This is a genomic window from Spongiibacter nanhainus, from assembly GCF_016132545.1.
Taxonomy (GTDB): Bacteria; Pseudomonadota; Gammaproteobacteria; order Pseudomonadales; family Spongiibacteraceae; genus Spongiibacter; species Spongiibacter nanhainus.
Genome location: NZ_CP066167.1, coordinates 1,953,849 through 1,979,406, shown reverse-complemented (window position 1 = coordinate 1,979,406; position 25,558 = coordinate 1,953,849). Strand labels below are relative to the sequence as shown.

General features: G+C 50.1%; 22 protein-coding genes, 6 pseudogenes and 1 other annotated feature. Of the genes and pseudogenes, 10 read left to right on the top strand and 18 right to left on the bottom strand.

Going from position 1 to position 25,558, the window contains the following annotated elements; all coding sequences use genetic code 11:
- Positions 1–46: 46 nt before the first annotated feature.
- The 8 genes and pseudogenes from I6N98_RS09045 to I6N98_RS09010 all read right to left on the bottom strand — a co-directional run bounded on the left by I6N98_RS09045 (position 47) and on the right by I6N98_RS09010 (position 9,616).
- A complete protein-coding gene (locus tag I6N98_RS09045) occupies positions 47–2,026 on the bottom strand; it encodes an oxidoreductase (RefSeq protein WP_198571437.1) in 1,980 nt (659 codons plus the stop codon).
- Positions 2,027–2,034: 8 nt separating this feature from the next.
- Positions 2,035–2,364 (bottom strand): Rieske (2Fe-2S) protein, encoded by a 330-nt coding sequence (locus tag I6N98_RS09040; protein ID WP_198571436.1) that lies wholly within the window; start codon positions 2,362–2,364, stop codon positions 2,035–2,037.
- Entirely contained in the window at positions 2,364–3,761 is a 1,398-nt protein-coding gene (locus tag I6N98_RS09035) for an aromatic ring-hydroxylating oxygenase subunit alpha (protein WP_198571435.1), read from the bottom strand. Before I6N98_RS09035 ends, I6N98_RS09040 begins: the two co-directional genes overlap by 1 nt.
- 46 nt (positions 3,762–3,807) lie before the next feature.
- The gene (locus tag I6N98_RS09030) at positions 3,808–4,950 is read right to left on the bottom strand and encodes a thiolase family protein (protein WP_198571434.1); all 1,143 of its coding nucleotides are present in this window, start codon (positions 4,948–4,950) and stop codon (positions 3,808–3,810) included.
- A gap of 25 nt (positions 4,951–4,975) precedes the next feature.
- Positions 4,976–5,293: a Zn-ribbon domain-containing OB-fold protein gene (locus I6N98_RS18800; protein WP_420496998.1), complete on the bottom strand. Its 318-nt coding sequence runs from the start codon at positions 5,291–5,293 to the stop codon at positions 4,976–4,978.
- A gap of 374 nt (positions 5,294–5,667) precedes the next feature.
- Positions 5,668–7,986, bottom strand: coding sequence for a TonB-dependent receptor (locus tag I6N98_RS09020; protein WP_198571432.1), 2,319 nt, complete (start codon positions 7,984–7,986; stop codon positions 5,668–5,670).
- Between the two features lie 147 nt (positions 7,987–8,133).
- Positions 8,134–8,257 (bottom strand): annotated as a pseudogene (locus tag I6N98_RS09015) (transposase); the annotation flags it as partial.
- Between the two features lie 888 nt (positions 8,258–9,145).
- Entirely contained in the window at positions 9,146–9,616 is a 471-nt protein-coding gene (locus I6N98_RS09010) for a hypothetical protein (protein ID WP_198571431.1), read from the bottom strand.
- A 136-nt stretch (positions 9,617–9,752) separates the two neighbouring features.
- Between I6N98_RS09010 and I6N98_RS09005 the strand changes: the two are divergent.
- Positions 9,753–10,954: pseudogene (locus I6N98_RS09005) on the top strand (IS3 family transposase).
- Positions 10,031–10,147 (top strand) — a sequence feature (AL1L pseudoknot). It overlaps the preceding pseudogene by 117 nt.
- A 398-nt stretch (positions 10,955–11,352) precedes the next feature.
- Here the strand turns inward: I6N98_RS09005 and I6N98_RS09000 are convergent.
- From I6N98_RS09000 to I6N98_RS08990, 3 genes are read right to left on the bottom strand one after another with little or no spacing between them, the layout of a single operon-like run.
- A complete protein-coding gene (locus tag I6N98_RS09000; RefSeq protein WP_198570191.1) occupies positions 11,353–12,225 on the bottom strand; it encodes an alpha/beta fold hydrolase in 873 nt (290 codons plus the stop codon).
- Between the two features lie 7 nt (positions 12,226–12,232).
- Positions 12,233–12,724, bottom strand: coding sequence for a PaaI family thioesterase (locus tag I6N98_RS08995; protein WP_198570192.1), 492 nt, complete (start codon positions 12,722–12,724; stop codon positions 12,233–12,235).
- 8 nt (positions 12,725–12,732) lie between these two features.
- Positions 12,733–13,206 carry a PaaI family thioesterase gene (locus tag I6N98_RS08990; protein ID WP_198570193.1) on the bottom strand — a complete coding sequence of 158 codons (474 nt, stop codon included), beginning with the start codon at positions 13,204–13,206 and terminating at the stop codon, positions 12,733–12,735.
- Between the two features lie 249 nt (positions 13,207–13,455).
- Here I6N98_RS08990 and I6N98_RS18795 point away from each other — a divergent pair.
- Together I6N98_RS18795 and I6N98_RS08985 are read left to right on the top strand one after the other, a co-directional pair.
- Positions 13,456–13,635: pseudogene (locus tag I6N98_RS18795) on the top strand (TetR/AcrR family transcriptional regulator); the annotation flags it as partial.
- Positions 13,636–13,668: 33 nt separating this feature from the next.
- On the top strand, positions 13,669–14,070 hold the full coding sequence (locus tag I6N98_RS08985) for a TetR-type transcription factor C-terminal domain-containing protein (protein ID WP_232787524.1): 402 nt from the start codon (positions 13,669–13,671) through the stop codon (positions 14,068–14,070).
- Between the two features lie 58 nt (positions 14,071–14,128).
- Here I6N98_RS08985 and I6N98_RS18790 read toward each other — a convergent pair whose 3' ends face one another.
- Positions 14,129–14,299: a helix-turn-helix domain-containing protein gene (locus I6N98_RS18790; RefSeq protein WP_420496997.1), complete on the bottom strand. Its 171-nt coding sequence runs from the start codon at positions 14,297–14,299 to the stop codon at positions 14,129–14,131.
- 50 nt (positions 14,300–14,349) lie between these two features.
- Between I6N98_RS18790 and I6N98_RS08975 the strand changes: the two genes are divergently transcribed.
- On the top strand, positions 14,350–15,201 hold the full coding sequence (locus tag I6N98_RS08975; protein WP_420496991.1) for an IS256 family transposase: 852 nt from the start codon (positions 14,350–14,352) through the stop codon (positions 15,199–15,201).
- 164 nt (positions 15,202–15,365) lie between these two features.
- On the opposite strand, the gene I6N98_RS18785 is transcribed toward I6N98_RS08975, so the two are convergent.
- From I6N98_RS18785 to I6N98_RS18595, 3 genes and pseudogenes are all read right to left on the bottom strand, one after another.
- The gene (locus I6N98_RS18785; RefSeq protein WP_420496996.1) at positions 15,366–15,752 is read right to left on the bottom strand and encodes a MarR family transcriptional regulator; all 387 of its coding nucleotides are present in this window, start codon (positions 15,750–15,752) and stop codon (positions 15,366–15,368) included.
- Between the two features lie 285 nt (positions 15,753–16,037).
- Positions 16,038–16,325, bottom strand: a pseudogene (locus I6N98_RS08965) (IS3 family transposase); the annotation flags it as partial.
- Positions 16,324–16,526 (bottom strand): annotated as a pseudogene (locus I6N98_RS18595) (transposase); the annotation flags it as partial. The pseudogenes I6N98_RS18595 and I6N98_RS08965, both read right to left, overlap by 2 nt.
- A gap of 76 nt (positions 16,527–16,602) precedes the next feature.
- Between I6N98_RS18595 and I6N98_RS18590 the strand changes: the two are divergent.
- Positions 16,603–17,185: pseudogene (locus tag I6N98_RS18590) on the top strand (transposase); the annotation flags it as partial.
- Here the strand turns inward: I6N98_RS18590 and I6N98_RS08950 are convergent.
- Positions 17,153–17,383, bottom strand: coding sequence for an RHS repeat domain-containing protein (locus I6N98_RS08950; RefSeq protein ID WP_198571426.1), 231 nt, complete (start codon positions 17,381–17,383; stop codon positions 17,153–17,155). The pseudogene I6N98_RS18590 and the gene I6N98_RS08950 sit on opposite strands and share 33 nt — an antisense overlap.
- Before the next feature lie 179 nt (positions 17,384–17,562).
- Between I6N98_RS08950 and I6N98_RS08945 the strand changes: the two genes are divergently transcribed.
- The 4 genes from I6N98_RS08945 to I6N98_RS08930 all read left to right on the top strand — a co-directional run bounded on the left by I6N98_RS08945 (position 17,563) and on the right by I6N98_RS08930 (position 20,399).
- Positions 17,563–17,808: a hypothetical protein gene (locus tag I6N98_RS08945; protein WP_198571425.1), complete on the top strand. Its 246-nt coding sequence runs from the start codon at positions 17,563–17,565 to the stop codon at positions 17,806–17,808.
- Between the two features lie 6 nt (positions 17,809–17,814).
- Entirely contained in the window at positions 17,815–18,216 is a 402-nt protein-coding gene (locus I6N98_RS08940) for an ATPase, T2SS/T4P/T4SS family (RefSeq protein ID WP_198571424.1), read from the top strand.
- A 386-nt stretch (positions 18,217–18,602) separates the two neighbouring features.
- Positions 18,603–19,706: a hypothetical protein gene (locus I6N98_RS08935; protein WP_198571423.1), complete on the top strand. Its 1,104-nt coding sequence runs from the start codon at positions 18,603–18,605 to the stop codon at positions 19,704–19,706.
- Positions 19,707–19,766: 60 nt separating this feature from the next.
- On the top strand, positions 19,767–20,399 hold the full coding sequence (locus I6N98_RS08930; protein ID WP_337924608.1) for a tRNA-uridine aminocarboxypropyltransferase: 633 nt from the start codon (positions 19,767–19,769) through the stop codon (positions 20,397–20,399).
- Between the two features lie 24 nt (positions 20,400–20,423).
- Here I6N98_RS08930 and I6N98_RS08925 read toward each other — a convergent pair whose 3' ends face one another.
- On the bottom strand, positions 20,424–22,802 hold the full coding sequence (locus I6N98_RS08925; protein ID WP_198571421.1) for a phosphoketolase family protein: 2,379 nt from the start codon (positions 22,800–22,802) through the stop codon (positions 20,424–20,426).
- A gap of 45 nt (positions 22,803–22,847) precedes the next feature.
- Complete coding sequence (locus I6N98_RS08920) at positions 22,848–24,020, bottom strand: acetate/propionate family kinase (protein WP_198571420.1); 1,173 nt, start codon at positions 24,018–24,020, stop codon at positions 22,848–22,850.
- Between the two features lie 208 nt (positions 24,021–24,228).
- Here I6N98_RS08920 and I6N98_RS08915 point away from each other — a divergent pair, with 208 nt between their 5' ends.
- On the top strand, positions 24,229–25,503 hold the full coding sequence (locus I6N98_RS08915) for an O-acetylhomoserine aminocarboxypropyltransferase/cysteine synthase family protein (RefSeq protein ID WP_198571419.1): 1,275 nt from the start codon (positions 24,229–24,231) through the stop codon (positions 25,501–25,503).
- Positions 25,504–25,558: the final 55 nt, after the last annotated feature.

Below are 25,558 nucleotides of genomic sequence, written 5' to 3'. Positions count from 1 at the left end.
GATCGGAAAATCACCATGTCTAACAACCTCTAAACTCATTATGTTATTAGGAAAATATTGTACTTTTATAGCCATCGGCAATAGCCTCCACTAAGCTTCTGCTGCTTCTTGCATCTCCAATATATTTAATATCAACAGTAGTTTCATTAAAGATATTCAGATATTCGCTATTGCTAGTGCCAGATGAGATATAGAAAACCTCAGCAGCTGCCACGGTCATTCCATCTTCTGCTCTGTCAATATAGGTTGGCAGAACAGCTACATTTTGGCCGTCAAATCCAGTTACTCGGCTGCGTAAATGTAAAGTGAAACGCTCACCGTATAGCCGCTTCAGGGCAGGTTCTGTCATCAATGAATATTCAGCATAAGGCGCAAAGCTGGTGTGTCGCGTGACGTAATTTACATTCGCGCCCATCGACAACAAATACTCCGCACAGGCAATCGCCTCATACTCTCCAAGATCATCAATCACGGTGACATCTTTACCGCTGTAGTCTTTGCCTTCTTCAAATAGCTCAACGCTGGTTTTTAGCTGTGCATTATTAATTAGCGTAATTTCTTCACCAGGATTCGATAACTGCTTACCGTCGCTACGCGGTGTAGCCCCAACAGCAACGATTACCATGTCAGGGTTTAATGTAGTGATATCGGCCATTTCCACAAAACTGTTAAGATGGACGTCGACGCCGTGCTTATAGAGCTGCTCTTCTTGCCACACCGCTATATCACGAATCCCTGCCCGCGTCGGCGCCAGGGCCGCATAACGCAATTTTCCCCCAAGCTCTTTATTCGCTTCGAACAACGAAACTGTATGACCACGCAAGGCCGCCACTCTCGCCGCTTCCATCCCCGCTGGGCCACCGCCAATAACGACGACCTTCTTAGTCTGCTGGGCAGCTTGAATCAGGTTTTCCGAAAGAAAATTCTCCAACCCTACTGCTGGGTTAACCGTGCAGCCCATCACGGGCATGATGGGTTTATATATTCCAGCCACACATCCTTGGTTACAGCCAATACAGGGGCGAACGTCATCTGCTCGATCATCTAACGATTTCGCCACCAAGTTGGGATCAGCGATCAACGCACGCACCATCCCTACCATATCCGCGTCACCGGAACGGATCAGCTGATCGGCTTCTTCCAATGTTCTGAAGCGTCCGACAACTATCGTTGGCAAGTCGGTTGACGCAGCGATCACCGAACTCGTATCCATTTCATAACCCGCCGGCTCATGCATTCCGCCGATCATTTTGGGGAATGTCTGGTAGTTACCAAGCGAGATATTGACATAGTCAATCAGCTTTTTTTCTTCTAACGTCTTAACAATGTACTGATAGTCCTCAAGACCCGCACCACCCTCTAAAGTATCCGGCGCAACCCGCACACCAACCGCGATATTCGGAGACACTGCCGCTCGAACCGCTGCCACTAGCTCTATAATAAACCGTGCTCTATTTTCTAAACTGCCACCGTATTCATCATCGCGCTGATTTATCGCTGGCGACAAGAACTGGGCCGGCAAGTAGCCATGCGCACAATGGATTTCGACGCCGTCAACGCCCCATTCTTCACACTTTCTGGCGCCAGCTTCAAACGATGCGATAATCTCCTTGATCATCGATAACGTCATTGGCGTCGGAGTCTGCGCAGAGTGTAGGCCTCGAATTGCCGATGCTGACCAGGGCGGAGAGCCGTCCACCGAAGGCATCGCAATGTTATGGCCACCGTGCCAAAGCTGCTGGAATACTTTCATTCCATGCATATGGCAGGCATCAACTAGCTTGGGATAACTCTCCTCAAGCGAGGGATCATAGCTATTTAATGCACCTAATGAACTGGGATGAACCCCCATAATTTCAATAATAGACAGGGCAACACCGCCCTTGGCCCGCTCCTCATGATAGGCAATTAAATTATCGTTAACGGAGCCTTGCCCAATCAATGTCCCGTGTGCCGGACGGACAATTCTATTCTTGATTTCAACAGGCCCAATCTTAAGGGGCGTATTGACGTGCGTATATTTCATAACTAGCTCTATAGTTTAATTATTATCGCGCCATCTACTTCTGACACCGAATATTTATTGAGATTACCAATTCGTTCATTACCGATACAGCGGCCATCAACCAAGCTGAATACTGCACCATGTTTTTTGCATTTAATCATTGAACCAATCACCTCCCCATCGGCTAATTTTTGGATCGCATGTGGGCAGTAATTCTCAATTGCGTAGACCTCTCCACTCGCATCTTTTACAACCAACAAATCTTTTTTGAATGCATCAATTTGAACTGAGGTTTCTGGTTTTAATTCTGGCGTTTCGATAAGCTCTCGCTTACCGTCACTCTCAATTACCAATTGCATTATTTAGCTACCCACCGGTCCAGCACTTCGTGAAAATAAGCTATACGCTGCTCTTGGTAATCCGCCAGACGCACTTTTGATTTATTTAAATGATAAGCATTTTCTATGCCTTCCTGAATAACCGGAATATTGATCATGTCTTGATCAAACACCATGGCCAAGCTTCCAAACCCAGTGGCTTTCTCTGCAAAACTGTCGCAGGCGTCCAGATAATCAATTTGTGTCGGCACCTCAGGAAGAGGCACACCGTCAGGCAATGGCGCTAGCAACCTGACTTCCATTACACATTCATTGGTCTTGCCGTTCACTGGCAGGAATTGGTACGCAATGGGGCCACCCTCTCCATACCACGGACAAAAATTGGGAAACATCCAGTACTGAATCGCATCCAGCAGTGCAGCATCGGGCATGCTTTCTAAATTCACCCCGAGAACTTCTTTAAAGACAGACCGGCGCCAATTAGCTACCTGGGTCCGAGGCGCCAGGTTACTATTCCTATCGAGCACAAAATTTAAATGTTCTAGCCCGGGCATTTCCATGGCTTTCGCGTACTCTTTGGCGCATTCAGCCAAGTCCACTTCATCCCCCAAATGCGGGCTAGGAACAGACATCGGTGAGTACAAGCGGCTAACCGAGGAAACAGCGTCATCCCACACATCATATTTGGTACTGGCATCAGCCAAGGTATTTAGTATCTGCGGATGTGTTTCAATAGTGTGATACGACTCCAAAAAGGCTTCCATCGCCACTTTCCAGTTCGCCTTAATGACTTTTTTCACACGAGCAATCGTAACGCGGTTCAGCTGAGGTAGTGTTGCAAAGTGTGGCTTCAGTACACCAAGGTACTTATCTAAGGGTTTGGCGTTGTCATCGAAGTTAATGAATATGTAGCCCTGCCAAACCTCACACTTAATCTCAACAAGCCCTGCGTCGTCTTTGTCGCAACTTTGGAAATCCCACTCACTGGGAATCCATTTAATCTTGCCGTCTAAATGCCATTTCCAGCCGTGAAACGGGCAAACAACTTCGCCTGAACTGGCAAAGCCAACACACAGCTTGGTGCCGCGGTGCGGACAACTATTCAAATACGCCCGAATTTCATTGTCGTCGCCACGCACAATAAAGCAGGATAAGCCACTCACGGTATACTCGGTACGATCCCCCACCCTGGGTATATCTTCTACACGCGCCGCATACTGCCAGCATTTTTTCCAGATTTTTTCTCTCTCAAGTTCAGCAAAGTCTTCACTGATATATTTCGACACATCAATATTCACGCCTTCTGGCATGTAATTGCCATCCGCGGAAAGGGCCTCATTAGAAAACGAATCATGAGCCAGTAAGTCCGGAACCAAGGGACTAACTTTACTTGCTACGCCTTTTATTATATTCGCCACTTTGTCACTCCTAACTAAATAATCTATTACCACCTAAAACGATGTACTATTTTTCCAGGATACAAACAGCGGATACCCCAGGGGCACCGTAAACATGGCTATATGCGAGACGAACGCTCTCAACTTGGCGCTTTCCAGCCCGCCCCTTTAATTGCGTATAGTTCTCATAAACTTGGCGCAATCCAGACGCCGCTATCGGCTCACCACAAGCAATACATCCACCATCAGTATTAATTGGCAGCCTTCCACGCAAGCCAGTCTCGCCATTTTTTAGCATCGCCGATTGCTCACCGTCTTCACAAAATCCATTTTCCGCCATATGCATAATTTCTGCACCAGACTCAGTATCCTGCAGCTGTGCAATATTGATATCACGTGGAGACACCGAGGTTTTTTCAAACACGTCCTGGGCCGCGAGCACAGTAGGCGAGACATCCCTATCGAAAGGCATAGATGGCGAAAAGACCTCAAACGAGCCCTTTAACCTGGACTTAATTGAAACGCCCTTAATATGCGGCCCACTTAAACCTTTTTCTTTAACATATTTTTCAGATGCCACCACCAAGGCAACAGCTCCCTCCGAGGGCGAACAAAACATATACTTCCGCAGTGGATCCGACACCATCGGAGACGATACGATCTCATCGAACCCGATCGGAGTGCGCCGCCATGCATGCTCCGCCAAGGCACCATTGATAAACGACTTTTCAGCTACCCTAGCCAAACTTTCTTCATCAATGCCGTACTCCCACATGTACCGCTTGATCTTCATCGCAAAAAATTGAGTTGTTAACATAAATCCTGCCTGCCCATACCACTGTGGCAAGCCGAACAATTCCGGATCTGCGTTAAACGCGCCACGCGCATGCTTATCAAACCCCAGCACCACACCCAGCTCGTATTCCCCGGAGCGAATAGCCGCTACCGCAGAGACCAAACTCGAGCCCCCAGTTGCGCAACCGTTTGCAACGTTAATTGTCGGAATACCTGTATATCCAAGCACAGGAAGAACCGAATCGATAGCACCACAGTCGGCGGAACCACCAAAAACAAATTGAACATCTTCCCAATCAATACCAGCATCAGCCAGAGAAGAACGAACAGCCGCAACCCCCATATCTAACCCGGATACACCGTCAGAACGACCAAACTTATGAATCCCCGCACCCACTATCTGCACACCGACCATACATAACTCCCAGCTTATTTCTATGCTAACCTTGTGCGTCATGAGGCGCGAAAGCATATAACTCTACGTCTTCGCCCTGCGACTTAGCCACCACAACCTTGCAAATAGACATTTCCTGACCAATCTCTAACTCGCGGGGATCTCCAACAACTATCCGGCCCTCAACAATCAGGCCACTATCTTCGAACGACACATAACCCACGACATATGGAACAAATTCCAAATCTGAACGCCCGTCATCAAACGGAGGCTTAGGCCTAAACCTTTGGACAGTATAAGTCCACAAACGACCAACTCCAGAGATCTCCACCACCCCTTCCCACTCAGACTGACCGCAACTCATAACAGGAAAGACTACCCCCCCCTTTCCGTCACGGCTTGCAAGCAAAGCCACAGAGCCTCCGCGGTCCCGATAAACACCCTTAGCCATTGACCTTGAAGACATAGATTAACTCCCAGACAGCCTCTTTTATGTCACATATAGTACAGCACTGTACTACAGTTAGCAATATATTATTGAACTCTGCTGAAAATAGTCACACTTGCACTACTATTCCACAGCTCTATATAACCGGAACTTAGCTTATTAGTGGAAAACAAGCTCTATATTTTCAAAAATTAACAGTCAGAGCGAACGGCGCTAAAAAGAGGCTCGCGCGATTGTTTAAGATCAGATGTGAACCAATCAACCTTAGCATTTTGGCTTGAGCTCACCTTTTAAAACTGCCAGTTTACTTTCAAACCAATAATATCCCGTGGTGCCTTGTAATCTGCCGTACCAAAATCTACATGAAATCGGCCATAATTGTATTCTGTTCCTTGAAGGTTCCTTCCATATAGCGTGATACGTAAATTTGCTGGCTGATAAAAATAGCTGACCCTCGCATTCAATACCGTATAGGCATCCTCTACGCTTTTTTCCGAATTCTGTGCAAGATAATAGAACCCAGAGTTATAGTAATAATCTGCGCCGATTTCTAAGCTTCCACCGGGCACTTCAGTAGTTTTTGATATTCCCACTGTCCCGGTGGCATCAGGCGCCCGAGCAATCTCATTCCCTGAAAAATCGTTGCCGGTTGATAGTAACCCTGTATTTGGATCGAATCCGCTTCCATTAAGATATTCTGTATATTCCTTAGTGGTCAGCATGGTACCGTTAGCAATTAGGACCAAATTGTCGATTACACTAGGGAAAAGCAACGTTTGAAACTCAAATTCAAAACCCTCTATCGCAGCCCCCCCCGCATTCTCTTGCGTAACCGCCCCACCTTGAAGCAAAGAGACAAATTGAACCTGGAGGTTTTCAATGTCGTATTTAAAGTAGGCAAAATTAAATACTGATCCCGCACCAAAAGGTGATGTTTTTATACCAAGCTCAATAGCATCCATCTCCTCAGGCAAAATCATTTCTGGCGGATCATAAATATTAATCAAGTTGAACTGAGTTCCCTTAATCGATTGCTGCCAACTTGCGTATATCATCCCTTCATCCAGAAACGGTGGTCGATACTCTAAACCTATCTTTGGTTTAGTGCTTTTCACCTCATCCTCTATATCTTCATATTTTTGTATAAATACAACAGGCTCTATATTCGAGTCGCCAAGCGAAGAACTGGATTCATCAAGCGTTCTTGTTTCTTCTTGGTACCGAACGCCGACTGTAAATGTAAAATCATCAAGAAAGTCAATAGATGTTTGGGCGTATAATGCGTGGGAATCGAGTGTATTTCTACCCACCAATCGAACGGCACCCGACGGCGTACCAAAGCCTAATAATGGCTCTAGGAGGGAGTCTAATAATCCAACAAAACCAGCTGGCAAGCTAAGAGTTGAATTTTGTACCCCGGTAGAAAGATCTATGCCCAGCAACCCTAGAAATACTGGGTCTAGTGCGGAAACCCAATTTACCCAATAGTAACCAAAGTTATAACGAACGTTGCTGCCAAATAAACCTTCGTTCGCAGATATCATTTGCACCTCGGCAGTCTTAACTTCGTTCACCGCCCCATTACTGGTGCCAAAGTAAGCTACGGGCTGTGGCGCTCCATCAAAATCAATAAACAGGCCCATGGGCGACCCGTCTTGCCGGCTCACTAGGAACTTATAATCGTGATTTTCTCCGCTCCATAACCCGGTGAAACTCATTATTTTATTATTGGCGTGGTAATACACGGGGACATCATTGTCAACGGTGTATCCTGTTTGCGGGGTTATACCTACAACTTGCGCTAACAGGCTCGGTTCGGAATTACCTTGTAAGCCAGAGGAGGTTCCTTGCTCAAGGGACTGCATATATGACAAGCCCAACTCCAACTCATCGACTGGAGTCCATAATAATTTTACACGCATGGCTTGCGATGAGACTTGAGGTAACTTTTCACCACCTCCAGTTGACTCCTCATCATACCAATGATCCCCTGATTTGTAGGACGCCGAAATTGACATTGCTAACGTGTCGACTATGGGGTATGAAAAATAGGCTTTCGTTTGCGTTGTATTCAGAGAGTCATAGCCCAGCTCTAGTTGAATTTCCGACTCTGTTAACGAAGGCGATTTGGTCATGATATTGATTGCACCACCATTGGCGCCGCGACCAAACAATGTCCCCTGCGGGCCCTTAAGCACCTCTATTCGCTCAAGGCCAAAAAGCTCCTGATTTTGTCCAACAGCAAATGGCAAATAGACTCCATCTAAGTAAGTCGCCACATTGGGGTCGCCCATTAAAAATGTATCTGAACCAACACCTCTAATATAGATGATTCCAAAACCGGATGTTTCGGTGTAATTCATACCAGGCGCAACCAATTGCAGGTCTGCAATCGACGTAATTCCCATCGCCTCAAGCCTGTTTTCAGAGAACGCTTGGACTGAAATAGGAATATCTTGTAATTTCTCCTCACGTTTTTGTGCAACAACCATAACCTCTTCAATCATACGATTTGAAGATTTATATTCATCGGCTTTTATATGGTTAGCAATGCTAAAAACACAAATAATTGAGAAACAGCAATAGCGGGCTATCTTATAATCTATCATTAGTAAATCCCTTTTATTTTATTATGAGCAACTCTATGAATGGTATTCTGCGCACCACCTCGAAAACACGAATACACTCCAATTATAAAACAAATGTTTACCGATAGTACACCTATAAATTATATATGGTTATTTAATTAATTTAATCTTTTGCGGACTATGAGAAGAGACGCCCAGCCGCTCCAACACATCGCTGATTGCATCATCCTCTCTCAACGATCTGACGAACGGCCTCGTCTTTAAATTCCGGTGTATATCTTGGACTGCCCATGAGACCTCCTCCTATGCTAATTGTATAGCACGGAGCTGCCGATATTACCTAGGCAAGCCCATTGCCGTAACTATAATTTATTGTATTACTGGGTAAAAAAGCCCCCGAAGGGGCAAAAGGCATCTAACGGAGACCTGCCTGATATTATTAACCCAGCAAATAAAAATATTTGCTATGCTGCTGCATAGTAAATGTCATGATATTCATAAAATTAAGCGATTGGCTTCGGCTTTTTCAGTATGCGCGCTCATGCTCGAAATCACCTTACTCTCGAATTTCATCTAGCCTCTCATCGGTTTTCGACTCTGAACTCCTGTCTTGAGATCACAACTCTGACACTCACCTAGATCAATTCAGGTGAATAGGAAAGAAGGTAAAGCACATCGAGCCCATCCTCGTGACTGGATAACTATGCATCGAATGCTGTGCTTTCTGGATATACATTTTATCCACCACCAAGAACTATTTTCTGCCGCAAAAACCAGTCTGCGGCAAAAAACCAATTTGATATTCCGCGTTAGTGGCGCCGCTGAATACCTGCACCGATACACTTAAACGAGTAACCGCCACCAAGCTCCAAGGAGCTGTACCACATGCTCCTGATCTGTCTAGGCACTGCCCCTCTATGACGATTGCCGTTACGCAGGCCTGCCTCATCATCGAAATAGATCTCAGTATTTTCAGCTCAAGCACTTCCAGCAACAATTTACTTGCACCCATTCTCTCTTCGACAGGGACGAGATATATCAGATGTCGTTCATTTCCGGCTTAATGTAATGGGAGGTTCCGCAGGCTCTGAGACGCTTAAAATCACCTCAAAACCACAAGCAGATAATTGTTATATATTTAAATCCTATCCATATTGTGGGGCAAAATGGCGCAACCTGACTACAATGATGGTAGCAGCTTAGGTAACGGTTCTGACAATAAAGGCGCTGCTGGAATCCCGAGCGCCGGGTTAAGAATGGTCCCACCAGACAGGATATATTGAACAGTGGTTAGTGGCTCGTCAAGCAAAACGCTAGCCACTGGAGCCAACCCTTCCACAGTCGGTATTGCAAGATTTTCAACTATACCCAGTGTATCGCCGAGATTAAAAACGGCGCTGGTTCCAAGCTGCACTAACGCCCCGACTGGTGCAAGCGGGGTTTCAGCGACACCTGGAATTATTAAAGCCGGAATATTACTCAGCGGCTCTGTAGTCGCATATAACACATCAAATGTAAGCCCAATTACAGCTCTGGGCGAAACCGCATCCATCCCAATTTGGCTGCTCGCTACAGCATTTATATTGGGCGCTTGAGCAAGACTCCAAGATGAAAGGATTAATAGTAATGGGACGGGGGCATACTTAAGCATATCAATATATCCTTCCTACGGGTAATAATTATAGTATAGTGATGTACTATATATATATGACCTTTCGAAGTCAACACTTGGCTTGTTAATCCCCCCCGGGTTTCTCGGAGGCTAACTTTCTTGAGAGGATTAGCTGATGATCAAACGACTTGGATACTCTCCCGAAGTTCGGGAACGCGCTGTGTGCAAGGTGTTAACCGGCGAGCATGAACACAAATCGCGATGGGCGGCGATACAGTCTGTCGCGGCCAAGATTGGCTGTACCCCAGAGACCTTACGGTCTTGGGTTAACAAAATAGAAGCAGATAGCGGTGCCAGGCCTGGTATCACCACTGATCAAGACGCTCGGCTGTAGCAGCTGGAAAGAGAGAACCGTGAGCTGATGAGGGCCAATGAGATACCGCGCAAGACCACCGCTTTTTTCGCCCAGGCGGAGCTCGACCGCAAACCGAAGTAATGTCGGCGTTTATTGACCGGGAACGCGAGAATCACGGTGTCGAGTCAATCTGCAAAGTCTTGACGATTTCGCCGTCTACGTATTACCGCTTCAAAGATTTGGAAGCCAATCCTGCCAAGCGCTGCGTACGTACTCGGCGGGACGAGGTGTTGAAGCCTGAGATTGCGCGGGTCTTCGATAAGAATCAGCAGGTGTATGGCGCCCATAAAGTATGGAAGCAGCTGAACCGGGAATCGATTAGTGTTGCTCGTTGTACGGTTGAGCGGTTGATGTCCGGATTGGGATTGGAAGGTGTAAAGCGCGGTAAGCGTTGCATCACCACGATTCCCGATGAGCTGGCGGAGAAGCCGCTTGATTTGGTAAATCGCCAGTTTACCGCGCAGTCCCCGAACCAGCTTGGGTGGCTGACATCACGTAATTGGCTACCTGGTCAGGCTTTGTCTACGTGGCTTTTGTTGTGGATGTTTTCTCCCGCTATATCGTGGGTTGGCGGCTGCTGAAGAGTTTGCAGACGGATATTGTACTGGACGCCTCGGAGCAGGCGCTTTGGGCGAGAGGCAAGCCCAATGAGGTCATGCATCACAGTGACAGGGGTAGCCCGTATTTGTCGATCCGCTATACCGAACGGCTGGCAGAAGCTGGATTTCAAGCCTCTGTGGGGAGTGTTAACGATTCCTACGATAATGCCCTGGCGGTAACGATCAACGGACTATACCAAGCGGAGGTCATCCACAAGGATGGGCCATGGAAAGGGCTGGATGAAGTGTAGCGGACAAAGCGACTGGTTCAACCACCGACTGATACTGAGTTCAATTGTAGATATGCCGCCATCGGAATACGAATATCTGTATTATCAACAAGGCGAGTCTACAGCTGCATGACTCAAACCAAGAACCCTCCTAGAAACCCCGGGGGATTCATTGATGCGTATCTAATTTATTGAAGTAAAGTGATATAGCATTTAAGTTCACTGATGACACACTCATTACCCTGAGCTTGCGCTGTTCAAGGCGATTTTAAGCAGCCCTTATGTCTATAGCTTATCTGTAATACCCCAGAAATTGGTTGAGGTTGTTTCGTCGCAAAGACCCCACAGGTTTGACCCGCCGCGGCTCGACCGTGCTGTCATTGTCGTAACCTATGAACGTTACTGGGTTTTGAATATGCTTGCTAAATAGCGGAAAGGTCAGTCACTGCAGGTACAGTATTCAGTCGTAATGCCCGCGCGCGTCTCGATTAGCAAAAGCAGTGGGATCGGTAGCTATAATCGTTGATTGTCTTACTTTTGCGAAACAAGACGATGAATGGCGGCGCGTACTGTATCGCTTTTTTCCATCGGAAGAAAATGGGTCGTATCCTCGATCACTTTAACGTCTGCGGAAGGTAGTAAGGTTTGCAAGCGTTCGCGTGCGGCTAACGAGAAAGTTGATCCTCGGTCCCCGGACAAAGCGACTACTGGGCAACGTAACTGGCGAATACCAGGCCATGGATTGTGTTCAGTCTGAGCAAAGGTGGTGCTCTCCCACTCCGGCGAGCAAGCAAGGCGTATGTGATCCTCGTGATCCATGAAAGCAAAGCGAACATAGGCCTCTAGCCAGGTATCAGGCCAAGTTTTGAAAATACCTCTGCCACGGTAGTGATTCACCGCAGCTTCGTGCGACTCAAAGACTGCGCGCCGACGCGCAGCTCCCGCAGCAAGCGCTAGGCGTTGTGACCGGCGCAGCCGTTTGACGAGCCACATCTCCAGACCCTGTTTTCTATCCATAATTACAGGCTCCGCAAGAATCAATCCGAGCACTTTCTCTGGGCGACGGGCCGCGGCCATGATGCTTGCGGTTCCACCGATTGAATGGCCGGCCAACCAAATCGGTGTATCGAGGTGATCCAGTAGCGTAGTTAAATCCTGATAGTAGGTTTCCCATCCGCGGAATGTCGAAGCTTCTGCTGCATTGGCACTGAATCCATGACCTCTCATGTCCCAAGCCAGGACATTGCATTCGGCCTGAATATCATCAAGGAGTGGCTGGTATAGGCGACCATGAAATCCCGTAGCGTGTGCCCAGTGAAGCATTGGGCGCGATTGAGACTGTGGCCAGCGCCAGAATGAGATTGCTTGTCCGTCTGTAGCTTGAAATTCGCTTCGCCGAGGCATGGTCTGTCTACTGCTCCTGAGCTTCTGTATTCGTGGCGACTACTGCCGGGAGTAACAGCTGGACTCGTCCGCTGGCAATCGGTGCAGCCCTATTGTCTTGCCAACACATTACCTCGACCAGGCTTGTTCGCCTGCCTTGTCGAATAATTTCTGCGCTGGCGAAAGTCGGACGGATAGCCGCGAAGCGCAAATAGTTAATGTGGCTGTCTAGAATGCGTGGGCAACGGTTGTCTTTATCTCGACGTTGAGCAGCCGTCCGTGCGGTCAGCTCGATTAGTGCGGCTAGAACGCCGCCATGGAGCGCGGGTAACTTAAAGTTGCCGATCAATGCCTCACGATAGGGCAAATGAATTAAGACTCCTCCATTGTCAGTTTGGGCCTGAAGCCCAAGATGCCGGGCATACGGAATGCGTTCCAGTAAGCCTTGCCAGGCTAAGCACTCGTCGGGGCTATTGGCGGCGCCAGCGGCCTGGTATTTCGAATTACCGGTAGTGCACATACATCCCCCTAGGCGCGTTCATTTGCTAGAATTCTTCCACCTGGAGTGTTGCGCATAAAGGTTGCATTCGCTGTCGCCAGTAGCTCATGGCAGCCTTCATGGAAAATGTTGCAATGAATGAATGCGACCTCCTCTGTTAACTTGGGGCAGGTTGCTACCGCCAATAGGGCGCGATCGCCCTTGGCTGGTTGAAAGTAATCCACCCGTAAATCTAGCGTGGCAATTGGTGACGAATCTCTTGCCTCTGCAAGCACGGCTAACCCGCTGGCTGAGTCTGCCAGGGAGTAAAGCACACTGGCGCAGAATTCCTCGGTATTATCGTCGACGAACAACCGCGGGTTGGGCGGCAAGCGAATACATGCTTGGTTTTTGGTGATAGAGATAATCTGCATGCCCAGATCCCTGCTGTGAGGGACTTGTTCGGTAAACTGCCAAGCTATCGCTGTGGCTGAATTCCACTGATTATGCTTCGAATCTGTCATTTAGGATTTCGCAGCTTGCTCTATATTTCTAACTGGTTAGCGTTGGCGGGAATCGCTACTTTTTCATTGGTCATTGTCATCGCATTGACAGCCCGCATATCATTCGTGTCTAATTTTGGTTGGTTAACCAACCAAAGGTCAAGGTTTTTTATGTGTTATTAGCGGATCACCAGTTTTATGAAGTACGATCGAGGCGACGAGGCACTACTACGAATAATAATCTAAATTGCTCAAGGGTTTGTTATAGCCATGGTTAACAGACAGATTTTTTCCGCGGGAAAGCTAGGCGATAAGAGCGATGTTTTGACTCACGCGGCCCGACTTTTTCGTGAGAAAGGGTTCGAGAAGACTTCGCTTAAAGAAATTGCGGAAGCCTGCAGCATGCTTCCCGGGAGTTTGCATTATCGGTACAAGACTAAGGAGGCCCTCCTTGTCGAGCTGATGCGTTGGGGAATTGACTTAGTGTCTTCTGAGGTCGAGTCGGCGTACGAGAGCTCTGATGACCCGGCAGAGCAATTGCGACTTTGCATCAATGCGCATTTGCGAGCCTTGTTGGTGGACTCGGACGCGGTTTACGTGCTGCTGTTTGAGTGGCGAGCGCTGCGTCCGGAGGCTCGCAAAGATGTCATCGACCTGCGTGACCAATACGAATCCCTGTGGTCAAGAATCATTGAAAACACGGTTGAAAACGGCGTAACACGGAAGAATATCGATCACCGTTTGCTCCGACTCTTCGGGCTTGGGGCACTGAATTGGGTCGCGACCTGGTTTGACCCAAACGGTGATCATTCGCTGGACGCTATCGGTGACTTTATCTGGCAGATCGCTATCGACGGGGTGGTTAATAAAGGTACGCAAACATAGTATCTGGCTATGCAGGCGCCGGAGCTGTATAGGGCCGTCCGTGAGGGCGATGCGAGGTTTATGCTCTACCACTTCTCCTGATTTGCTCAGGTGGTCGGCCAAACCAGCGCTTGCAGGCACGCCTGAAATTGGCTCCGTCGTGATAGTTCATCAACGCGGCAATGGCCTCGATGGACAATTGGGTATTTAGTAGGTAGCTTGCTGAGACAGAATCTCGTCGCGAGGTAATGTTCAGAATTCTGTGTCATTTCTTTATCCTACAGTAAAAAGGAATGACCGATGTCCAAGCAAAAACCCACATTCGACATGGAAGCCGCCATCGCTGCTTTGAGTGACGGTCAAGATTTGACCGGGAAAGATGGTGTCCTCACGCCCCTGATCAAGCAGCTTACCGAATCCGCCATGCAGGCAGAGCTCGACAGCCACCTGGACCAGAACGACGCCCCCAATCGTAAGAATGGCAGCACCGCCAAGACCGTCAAGACCGTCAAGAGCACAGCCGGCAGCTTCGAGCTAAAAACGCCACAAGATCGGACCAGCACCTTCGAACCCCAGCTCGTCAGGAAACACCAGCCCCACCTCACCGATGAAATTGAACGTAAAATTCTTGCGCTGTACGTTCTGGGCAACAGCTACCAAGACATCCGCGGTCATATTGAAGACCTGTACGGTATCAGCGTATCAAATGGCACCCTCAATGCCATTACCGAGAAGCTGTTACCGGAACTACAAGCCTGGCAGGAGCGCGACCTGGATGCCATTTACCCCATCGTCTGGCTGGACGCCATTCACTACAAGATCAATGAAAATGGGCGCTACGTTAGCAAAGCTATTTACACCATTCTTGCCCTGAACATTGAAGGCAAGAAGGAGCTGCTGGGCCTATACTTCTCTGACCAAGACGGCGCACATCACTGGCTCAGCGTCCTCACTGACTTCAACAATCTCGGCGTCAAAGATATCCTGATCGCCTGTGTCTATGGCCTTAAAGGCTTCCCTGAGGCCATCAAGAGTCTGTACCCACATACCGAGATACAGCACTGCATCATCCACCAAATTCGCAACTCGATGGAGTGCGTGGCCACTTCCCGGGGCGACTGGATAACTATATCAGCTTATAGAACCCGTTAGAATGACACAGAGTATTGAACACCCTCTGCGAATTTCGCGAAATCTAGTGAACTCCTTTTTGAGTTTGCGTGCAAGTGTGCGTTTTGGACTTCCCCGGGTAATATAGGCAACTCTGCGCCTTCTATGGCATTGGGGAAGTAACGACGGGCAATTAAACTTTCATCTCATGAGCCGAAGTTACCAGCTCGAGATCTATCATCCAGAACCAATATTAGCTGACTAAGAAGACACTCCAAATTCTTTAATTGACTCGGAGAAAATCCGGCCATCATAGACTTAGTGTCGGGCCCTATGGTGTTGTTGGTGCAAAGCTTTACGCAATCACGACCAGTTTTGGTAATTGTTATATCGTGCCTCCGGCCATCCACAATGTTCTTCTTTTTTTTAATTAGCTTCTTCGAAAGTAGCAAATCTAGAATTCGCGTGGTGTTTGCTTTAGTTTGCCCAACTAATTCGGCTAGTACACCAGGGGACGATGTGCTTTCGTCGCATACCTCCAGAACAGCCAGCATGTGGTATTCGCTTGCACTTATTGAGTAAGCAGAAAGCATTCTTGTAAAGCAGCTATCAAGCAACCTGTCCGCCAACCTTAACAGGAGAAGGGGTTTAATCTCTTTACTTGGATATCCTTCTAGCTCTTCTGCCAATCTATCTGAGCTTCTGTTTATGTCGCTTAGTCGCTGCCTACCATTCATAAGTCTAATTCAGCCTTAAAAATCGGTTATAATACCCTTATTGTATACACTTGTACAATAGAGGTACTGCTATATTGTCTATTTCCACATTTTCCGAGAATTCTATTCGCAGAATTTGGACTGCCCTGCGAACATAGGTACTTAAGACGCCGGTTTTGAGGCGGCTTCAAAGACCTCTGGGCTGACGCCGCCAAGGTGGCTTTGGCGGCGTTTTTGATTGTAGAACATCTCGATGTAATCGAACACATCGCAAGAGGCCATGTCACGGGTTTTGTAGATGCGTTTCTTGATTCGCTCCTTTTTCAAGCTGCTGAAAAAGGACTCCGCAACCGCATTATCCCAACAGTTACCGCGCCGGCTCATACCGGGTTGTAGGTTGTGCTCCTCACAGAATCGCTGCCAAACATCACTGCCGTATTGGGTGGATTCAACCGGTCGTTGCAACACAGTGTTGTTGAATAGATTGTAAATACTCATCAAGCGCTTCTGCTGCAGTTTTCCAGCCTAACTTTTCCGAGGTTTGGCATTCAACGCTTGTGCCACTGCGTTGATTTCTCGTGCGCTCCATCGGGCCAAGTCCGTGCCTTTTGGAAAGTATTGGCGCAGGATCCCCTTGGTATTCTCGTTGGTGCTGACCTTGTACCCAAATTTAACGCCATGACCTTGATGAGATTTCCAGTTAACCTACCGGGATGGAGATCTCAGCATGACAAAGCGGTATACCGAAGAACAAATCATCAAAGCCATCAAGGAGCATGAGGCTGGAGCGAAGGTTGAAGACATCTGCCGCAGGCTCAATATCTCTAATAGCACTTTCTACAACTGGCGGAGTAAGTACGCCGGACTGGAAGTTAACGAAGCCAAGCGCCTACGGGAGCTGGAGTCCGAGAACAACAAGCTCAAGAAGCTGCTGGCCGACAAGCTCCTCGAAGTTGAAGCTATGAAGGATGTGCTCTCAAAAAAGTGGTAACGCCCGCTGTGCGCAAAAATGTCGCCTCTCACATGATCGACTCAGTGAGCGGCGAGCCTGCCAGCTATCGGGCGTGAGCCGAACGGCATTCAGGTATCAACCGGTGGTTCGTCAGGATCAGGAGCTCAGACATCGCCTCTTGGATCTAGCAGCAAAGCACAATGGGCTCGGTTATCCCATGCTACATGGGATGCTGAAATCAGAGTCTCTGGTCGTGAACAGAAAGCGAACTTACCGATTGTACTCTGAGGAAGGTCTACAACTACGTCACCGACGCAAGAAGAAGCTAAAGCGACCACCGATGCCGCTTGTGGTGCCTCTGGGCATAGTCCCTAAAGTAGTTATACGCAGAGCCCGTTTCAGCATCCACATACTGCCCCGGGAACCGCAGCGGGTTCTCGGATTGTGTCAGAGAAGCCGTCTTCATCTCACCATAGGGTGTAGAACTGGCCTGCCACACAGGTTGGCCCGCCGCATCGGTCATCACCTTGGGTGTACCCAGGTGGTCGGTGTGCATAAACACTAGCTGCTGAGCGTGAGTTGCCGCAGGGTTGTCGAGGTTTCTGTTTCTGTCTTTGTCTCAGACCGAGGCTCCCCCTCCACCATGGCAATACGCTGACCGCCCAGGTAGAGGTACTCCCGAACCACCGCGCCATTCGCGCGGGTTTACGCGATCAATTGGTTCTGGTGGTCGTAATGGAAGTGGGTGGTTTCCGTCGAACCATCAGCGCGATTGAGGTGCTTGCTCACCCGTTGCCTTTTGGCATTGTAGCGGTAGGTGGCGTTGATCTCTTCGGTGTTCACACGCCGCAAGCGGTTATTGGCACCGTAGATCAGCGCCCGGTTATCGCTCTGCCGGGCATCGCTGACGATATTGCCGGTGTCATCGTAGTTTTATCCACTCTACACACCAATACTGCTATAGGTGCAGTGACCCGCTGAGAGGATATGGGCGTAGAGCCCTACCTGATCGCCTCCACCCTGAGTGCCGTTATCGCTCAGCGCTTGGTAAGAAATCTATGCATTAACTGCCGGTTACCCGTTGGAAGAGACGACCTTCCTCCAGAACTAAAAGATCAAGCGTCTGACGCTTGCGGTTCAACCTATCGAGCGAACGCTAATGGTTGCACTGTACGCCAGGCAGATGGCTACAACGGACGCACCGCTATCTATGAAGTTGTGGTTATCGACGAACCGTTACGAAAAATGATTCATAGCCAAAAGCCAGAATCTGAGCTATTGGAGTGGGTCGGAGTGCAGAGAGCGAGCCTTTACCAGGATGGTGTAAGAAAAGTAATGCTTGGCGAAACCAGCTACGAAGAAATATTACGTGTTACGAAACTAGATTAGGAGCAAAAAGAGAGCTGCGCCACTGCCACTTGACCATCTACAAAAGCCATAAACACCACATAAATCATTAATAATCATAGTGTTACGGCATCCCGCCTAGCTATGGAATTTTCTAGTAGCATATGTCGAAACACCCTTAAAAGGCCCGGCACCCACCTCATAAATCCGCGCCTTCCGGTTATTCCAACATCGTTGCTGCATAGCTGGATAAAAACCGTTTCTAGTTTTACTCAACATCGAGCTACTATTGCTTGCCCTTCGTTCAGTGCACTCATCTCAGTTGGAATTTTACGTTCCTCAGAGCGTAGTGTGACTCAATACGGGCAAAACCTGCACGCCCCAAACTTTTACCCAATTACTTATTTTCTTCGAACAGGGAATCAAGCATGACTCGTTTCAGCTCAAAACTGGCTGGCTCTACTGCTTTATGTATTTTGCTAACCGCTTGTGCCAGTGCGCCACCGCCCAAGCAAGAACCACTGAGTTTAAACATCGATCCCTCTACAGTTGCCGCTGAGTATGTGGTGCTACAAAACGGTGACAAGCTCCCCAAATCCGGCAATGTCGTGATAACCAGCTGTAATGTCGCCTTTGGTAAGAAAACCCGTGCCAGCGCGTCAACGCAAGCTGGCGCTCTCAATCGCGGCTATACCCACGACGGCAAAGTTCGGGTCGATACCAAAGTGAAATCTGAGCTGATACTGGAAGGAATCGAGGACGCGCAGCTCGACCGTATTGGCAATTCGATCTGCACCGAGGCCAAAGCCACCCTGGTACAAGCTGGCTATAATGTGATTGATGCATCGAAAGACCCTTTGTTTCAACAACTGCAAAATAGCGGAAAGCCATCGCCTTACAGCTGGGACTTCAACAAAAGCGACTATGCCGTATTTGCACCAGCGGGATACCAGATTTGGGATGACCGTTTTCTCAACGTTGCAGGCGGATTGAAATCTGCCTTTTTAGCGGCAAAAGGTACCAACTCCAGCCAACTTCTAACTGGCTTGGTAAATAGCCAGCAAGCCACCGGTGTAGCGATGCACTTTGCCGTTGCGTTCGCCTCTGCTGAGGGCGACACAGGCCGGAAATCGATGTTCGCGACTGACGATACCGCCGAAATCAAGCATGACACCAGAATGATGGTGACTGGAGATATCAACTTTATCCCCGCAGCTCAACTGAAATGCTGGGAACGATTCGGCAAAACCGAGTGCATGGCTGATGGCGCTACGCCCAGGGTGGTGAGTTTGAAGCCTCTTATTGCCGAGGAACAAGCCTACGTCGCTATTCGCGATGTTCAGCCTACCGGCTCCAAGGTCGCCGAAGGGCTTGCCAATACACTCAACATGCTCTCTGCGTTGGCGGGCTCAACGGGTTCATCAACCATCGATATTCAGCAGCAAGGTGTTGAGGTTAACCCGGTGATTTACGAGCGCACAGCGCGGGAATACAGCCGTCGCTTTGTGCAAATGGCAATGGCGGTTCGTTAATGCCGCTCGCTGGCTCGGTTCGCTACTGCAGTGAATCGAGCCAGCAATTCTTTACGTTAGATGCTGGTCTATCCCTCGACTATACTTCCGCTTATGCCGTCTCGCCCTACTTGTAGTCACTGCCAACGCCCGCTTTCGGTTTGCCTCTGCGAGACCATTGTTCAGCGCGACAGTGTCTATCGCGTGCTGATTCTTCAACACCCCAAGGAAGCCAGGCATGCCCTCTCCTCTGCGCCGCTGCTTCGGCGCTCTATCGGTAATAGCTGTTTACTGGTTGGTGAAGTGTTTGACCCACCTGAGATAGTTGGGGCCAATTGGCGGGACACTAGCGTGTTGCTCTACCCAGGCGAATCGGCAATGACAGCGAGTGCCGTGGAGTCTAAGGGCATATCTCAACTTATTGTGCTGGACGGTACCTGGCGCAAAACTGCTAAAATTTTGCATTTAAATCCTTGGTTGGGTGAGCTGCCTCGGCTGGCTTTGCAGCCCAATTCTCCCAGCCGCTACCGGATACGCAAAGCACCCCGCCCCGACAGTCTGTCGACCATCGAGGCCACGGCAGAGGCCTTGAATTTGCTCCACGGCAACACCGAGTTCACTGCCATCCTCGGAGCTTTTGAGCGCATGATTGATCAACAGATCGAAGCAATGGGCGAAACGACCTTTAAACGCAACTATGCCGATCGGCAGTAGCGCTGTTTAACGACATCAGCGTGACTAGCTGCCAGGTAACTGGCTAAGGTTTTTGAGTTGCTGCTGAATTTGCTTGGTTATCGTTTGTGGGTCACAAGCGTTGGCCCTTAGCAAACCCTCAGTGTCAAAGGTGCCACCTCGGTTGCGATAGCCAAATGCCAAGCAGCGTTCGGGGCCCAGATCCAGCGGCCTGCACACGCCCATCAGTACTTCTGGCCGCAAGTGGGACACAAATACCCGCAAACGGATATCCTTTTTAAACAGCTGATATTGCCGGCCGGGCTCGACAACAAAGTCCTGTTCATAGTCGTCCCTTGGCAACCTAAATCGGCCAGGCTCCAGCAAATAGCTAATACGGCACTGGACTCCCCTGCCAGTCAAAGCCTCCTTAACCGCTTTACATACCTGTAATTGGTAACCTCCAACCGCCACCAGCTCGACCTCGGCGGCGTCCCCCTCTTCCACCACTAATGCGCCCTGCTCCACCAGCTGTTTTGCTTCTTCGGGGCTAAAAGTCGTTTCCAATTCCTGCTTGGGGATCGTCATCGCCCAGATTTGGCCTTGGCTTTGATAGCAGGCATCGATACAGGCGGCAGCACTGGTGGCGTCGGCGGGGTATTGAACCCGCGCCATGTCGCTCATCTCCCCCATCAACACCTCGCCAAAGGCTGAATCCTGGTGGGATTGTTCGTTTTTACCGTTCTCCCACAGGTGGGAAGTTGCGATCACCGGCACCGAAAGCCACTTGGGTGCGCGGCTAAGTTCTTTTTGATGGCGGGCAAAGATAATGGTCTGCCGTAAGGCACCCACCATTTTCATCGCAAAGGCTTCATAACTGACAACCAGATTCAGCCCCCCTTTATTGCCCAGTGCAGCACTGACCACGGCCTCCTCGTTGAGGGCAGTGATTACCGAGCCGTGGAGGGATTCCGCCACACCGGCTTCGGGGCTGAGCACCCGGTGCTTGAGCAAATCCAGGGTTTGGTTCATGCGATTACTGCGTAACTCATCGGGATTGCCAACCCGTACCCGGATATCGGGATTGGCTTGATGCCACTGACAAAAGCGCGCATCCACGGCAGACATGGGTGACGCGGCATCGCCCAGGTGGTATTCCTCAGCGGTTCCCGGATGCTGCAATGAGACGTCCCGACGGCTGAGAGGATGGTCTTTCTCCTGCAGTCGTTGATCTGCATCGTGCTGCAATAGATGACTGAGACAGTCATCCAGGGTTTGCCGGTTAACATGCAGCTTGGAGGCGTGTTCATTGAATAATTGCCGGGACTGTTCATCGCTTCGGGGATTGCCCGGCAGCGGTGTGCCGTGAGCCGCGTTGGTCCCGGCGCCATAGAAACCATAGCCCTTCTCGGTTTCCGCAATCAGGTACGGTAACTTCACTGGATAACGGGTGTGGTCGGCACTGTGGGCATCGCAACAGGCCTGTAACCTCGACTCCGCCTCAAACACCCCCCATACAAACGCGGCGGGGTCGCGGCCGTCGATGGCGATGGGATGGAAGCCATTTTGCTCCAGGTGCTCGTAAAACCATGACAGACCACCCTGTTGATACATCGTAGAACGCTGATCAATACGCCGGCCATTGGCGATCATAACTGGAGTCACTAAACCGCAGTCCTCTGCCCGCCACCAGCGACTGGCCCAGTCGCTGCCGCGCTGTTCTTCGAAGGCGCCGTCACTTAAAAAAGCCACCAACCGTTCGCCGGGCAAAGGCATGTGCACGTATTGCAGCTCGGCAAAGCCCAGATAACCACCCTCAATTAGGCCGCCGGCCGTGTGGGGGTTAACGTGACTGCCCAGTGGCACGCCAGGCCGACCCTTATCATCAATGGCATAGCTGTAGAAGTCCCTGGCCAGCTGAGATAAACCCTCGTCACTTAGAGGATAACGAGCCACTTGTTCAGCATGGAGGTTTTGCAGCAGTACGTTGACGGCTTCAATGGCAGCCACACAGTGCCCCTGCCCCATCAGCCAACTTCGGGTAATGCCCGCCAGTCGGTTAGCCACCATATAGCCAACATAGGCCGGCACCATATTGAGGGAGCCACCGGTGTGGCCCTGGGGGTTAGTTTTGAAATCGTCGGTTTCCAGTTCCCTGCCGGAAAGATCTACCGTGGTGCTATAGGTCATATGCACTACCAGCCACATTGCGGCACTGGTAACACGGTCAGCGGCGGATAGCACCTCCAGCACTTCGTCAATTCGCTGAAACCGGCCCTCGCAAATTAATTGCTGACAAAGGTCAAATACCCGGACCTGAGTCTGGTCGCTGTGAGTCACCACCCCGTAGCCTGCTGACCAATGGGCAAAGGCTGGATAGGTATCACGATACTGACGAGCGCGCTGCTCAATACGACGGTTATCTTGCGGATCTACAAAATACATCCCAACATCCTCATGGCTGTACTGATCAATAAACGCCTTTGGCCGTTAGCGATCTCGACGGATAAGTTCATGGTTATCGTTAATGTAAAATCGCCTGTCGACAGCGCTGAGCATAGCGGCGGCTTCGTCGGCAAAGCTAGCCCAACACTTTACCGCTGAGGTGTCCTCGGTGAGTTGTCGCGGCAACTCAGCGCGCCCACCTGGAGGGCGCAGCTCTATTCCCAGATGGTCGAGCCCTGATAACAGTTTATGGCAAATCTCAGCGCTGTTTTCGGCAATCCCGCCACTCAGCACCACGCCGTCAAGCCCACCCAGAATCGCGTAGTAACTGCCCAGGGTTTTCTGAAAGCGATGGCGGAACAGCTCAAAAGCGCGTTGGCTCTTGGCGTCCTCACTGGCGAACAAATCCGCCATATTGTCGTGACCGCCCGATACCCCAAACCAGCCGGACTGCTTGTTCAGCACCGCGTCAGTATCCTCGGGGGACCAGTTTTCCTGGCGCTGGAGCCAGGTCACCAGCCCCGGATCAAGATCTCCACAGCGAGTGCGCATCAGCAAGCCTTCGTTAGGCGTAAAGCCCATGGTGGTGTCGACCGGTTTGCCGTCTTTGATTGCCGCCATTGAACAACCGCTACCTAACTGTGCTGTTACCAAGGTGTAGTCCCGTTTACCGGGGTTTAAGATTTGCCACTGATCCACCATTGCATGGTGGGCAAAGCCATGAAAACCGTAGCGACGCAGCCGGTATTTTTCTACCAGTGACGCCGGCAATCCATAGTCCTGAGCCACCTTCGGCAGATCATTGAAAAATTCGGTATCGAAGACGACAACAATGGGTGGACTGAAAAAAGATGGGTTGGAGTGGGCCCACTGAAGTTGCTCAATGAGGTCGATAGCGACCTTGTTGTGTAGTGGTGCCAGGGGCACTAGCCCCTTCAACGTTTTAAGGTTGTTGTTATCAACGAGTAGGGGCTCGCTGTAAAAGGCTCCGCCGTGGACAAAGCGAATCACCACTGAACATACATCGCAGTGGGCCATGGCCTCTGCAAGAGCGACCGTCGCCCCCTGCTCTGCATCCTCTTTAAATTGGCCGCTAAAAAGCGGCCCCGAACCACGATAACAGGCTAATTCAGTCTGTTCGTGCACACTCCACTTAATAGAAGAACTTCCCGGATTGAGAACCAGCAATGCAGGTTCTGCAGAATGTGAATGCGTCATACGCTAAGGACCATAAGCAAGAGAAACTCAAGGTTTTTGGCTTTAAGTGCGCTTTATAAGGGCTGAGTGTAAACAGGGTGCATTCACGCTGCCGTGACTGTCCACAGCGGCGCAACTCTGAATACTAGCTCGCGCCTCATTCGCCTTTGGGAGTATCATCTAACTACGACATTGACACTAATAAGGACACTATAAGAAAGGACACCCTATGAAAATAGAAACCTTGGCTGTGCGTGGTGGTTTTCACGTTGATCCCACCACCAATGCGGTTGTCACTCCAATTTACCAAACCACATCCTATGCCTTTGATGATACCCAGCACGGCGCGGACCTGTTCGATCTCAAAGTACCAGGCAATATTTATACCCGGATCATGAATCCCACCAACGCCGTATTGGAAGAACGCGTTGCCGCGATGGAAGGCGGTGTGGGAGCTCTGGCCCTGGCGTCTGGTATGGCCGCCATCGAATACTCCCTGGAGACTATCTGCCAAGTCGGCGACAACATCGTCACTACCGGTAAACTCTATGGCGGCACCTACAATTTCTTCGCCCACAGCCTGCCCCGACGTGGTATAGAAGCCCGTTTCGTCGATCACGACGATTACGAGGGCATCGCCAACGCCATTGACGAAAACACTAAAGCGGTATTTTGTGAGTCGGTGGGGAACCCGGCGGGGAACATTGTCGACATTGCCAAACTGGCCGAAATCGCCCACCAGGCCGGGGTGCCGCTGATGGTGGACAACACCGTTGCTACCCCCTACCTGTGGCGGCCCATCGAGCACGGCGCCGATATCGTGATTCACTCCCTCACCAAGTACATGGGCGGCCACGGCAATTCTGTAGCCGGCATTATTGTGGATTCTGGTCAATTCCCCTGGGCTGAGCACAAAAAGCGTTTCGCCATGCTCAACGAGCCGGACCCTTCCTATCACGGCGTGGTTTATACCGAGGCGCTGGGGGAGGCGGCATTCATTGGACGAGCCCGGGTCGCGCCACTGCGCAATACCGGTGCCGCCCTCAGTCCCATGAATACCTTTTTAATACTGCAGGGCATTGAGACGCTGCCACTGCGTATGGATCGCCACTGCGACAACGCGCAAAAAGTCGCCGAGTTCCTGCGAGATCACCCCCAGGTGAACTGGGTCAATTACGCTGGCCTGCCGGAAAGCCCCTATCACCAGCTCGCCCAGCGTTATATGAATGGACGCGCCTCGGGTATTCTTAGCTTTGGTATAAAGGGCGGACAGCAAGCCGGCGCGCGATTTATCGACGCCCTGGAGCTGGTGTTACGACTGGTCAATATCGGCGACGCCCGCTCTCTGGCCTGTCATCCAGCGTCCACGACTCACCGGCAACTGGACGAGAAGGAACTGGCCAATGCCGGAGTCAGTCAGGACATGGTGCGTCTGTCTATCGGTATAGAGCATGTCGACGACATATTGGCCGATATCAGCCAGGCCCTGGACGCCGCCAAGTAGCAAGCTGTGGGAGGGCTCGCCCTCCCCGTAGTTTGTATGGCGGCGCTGTAACATT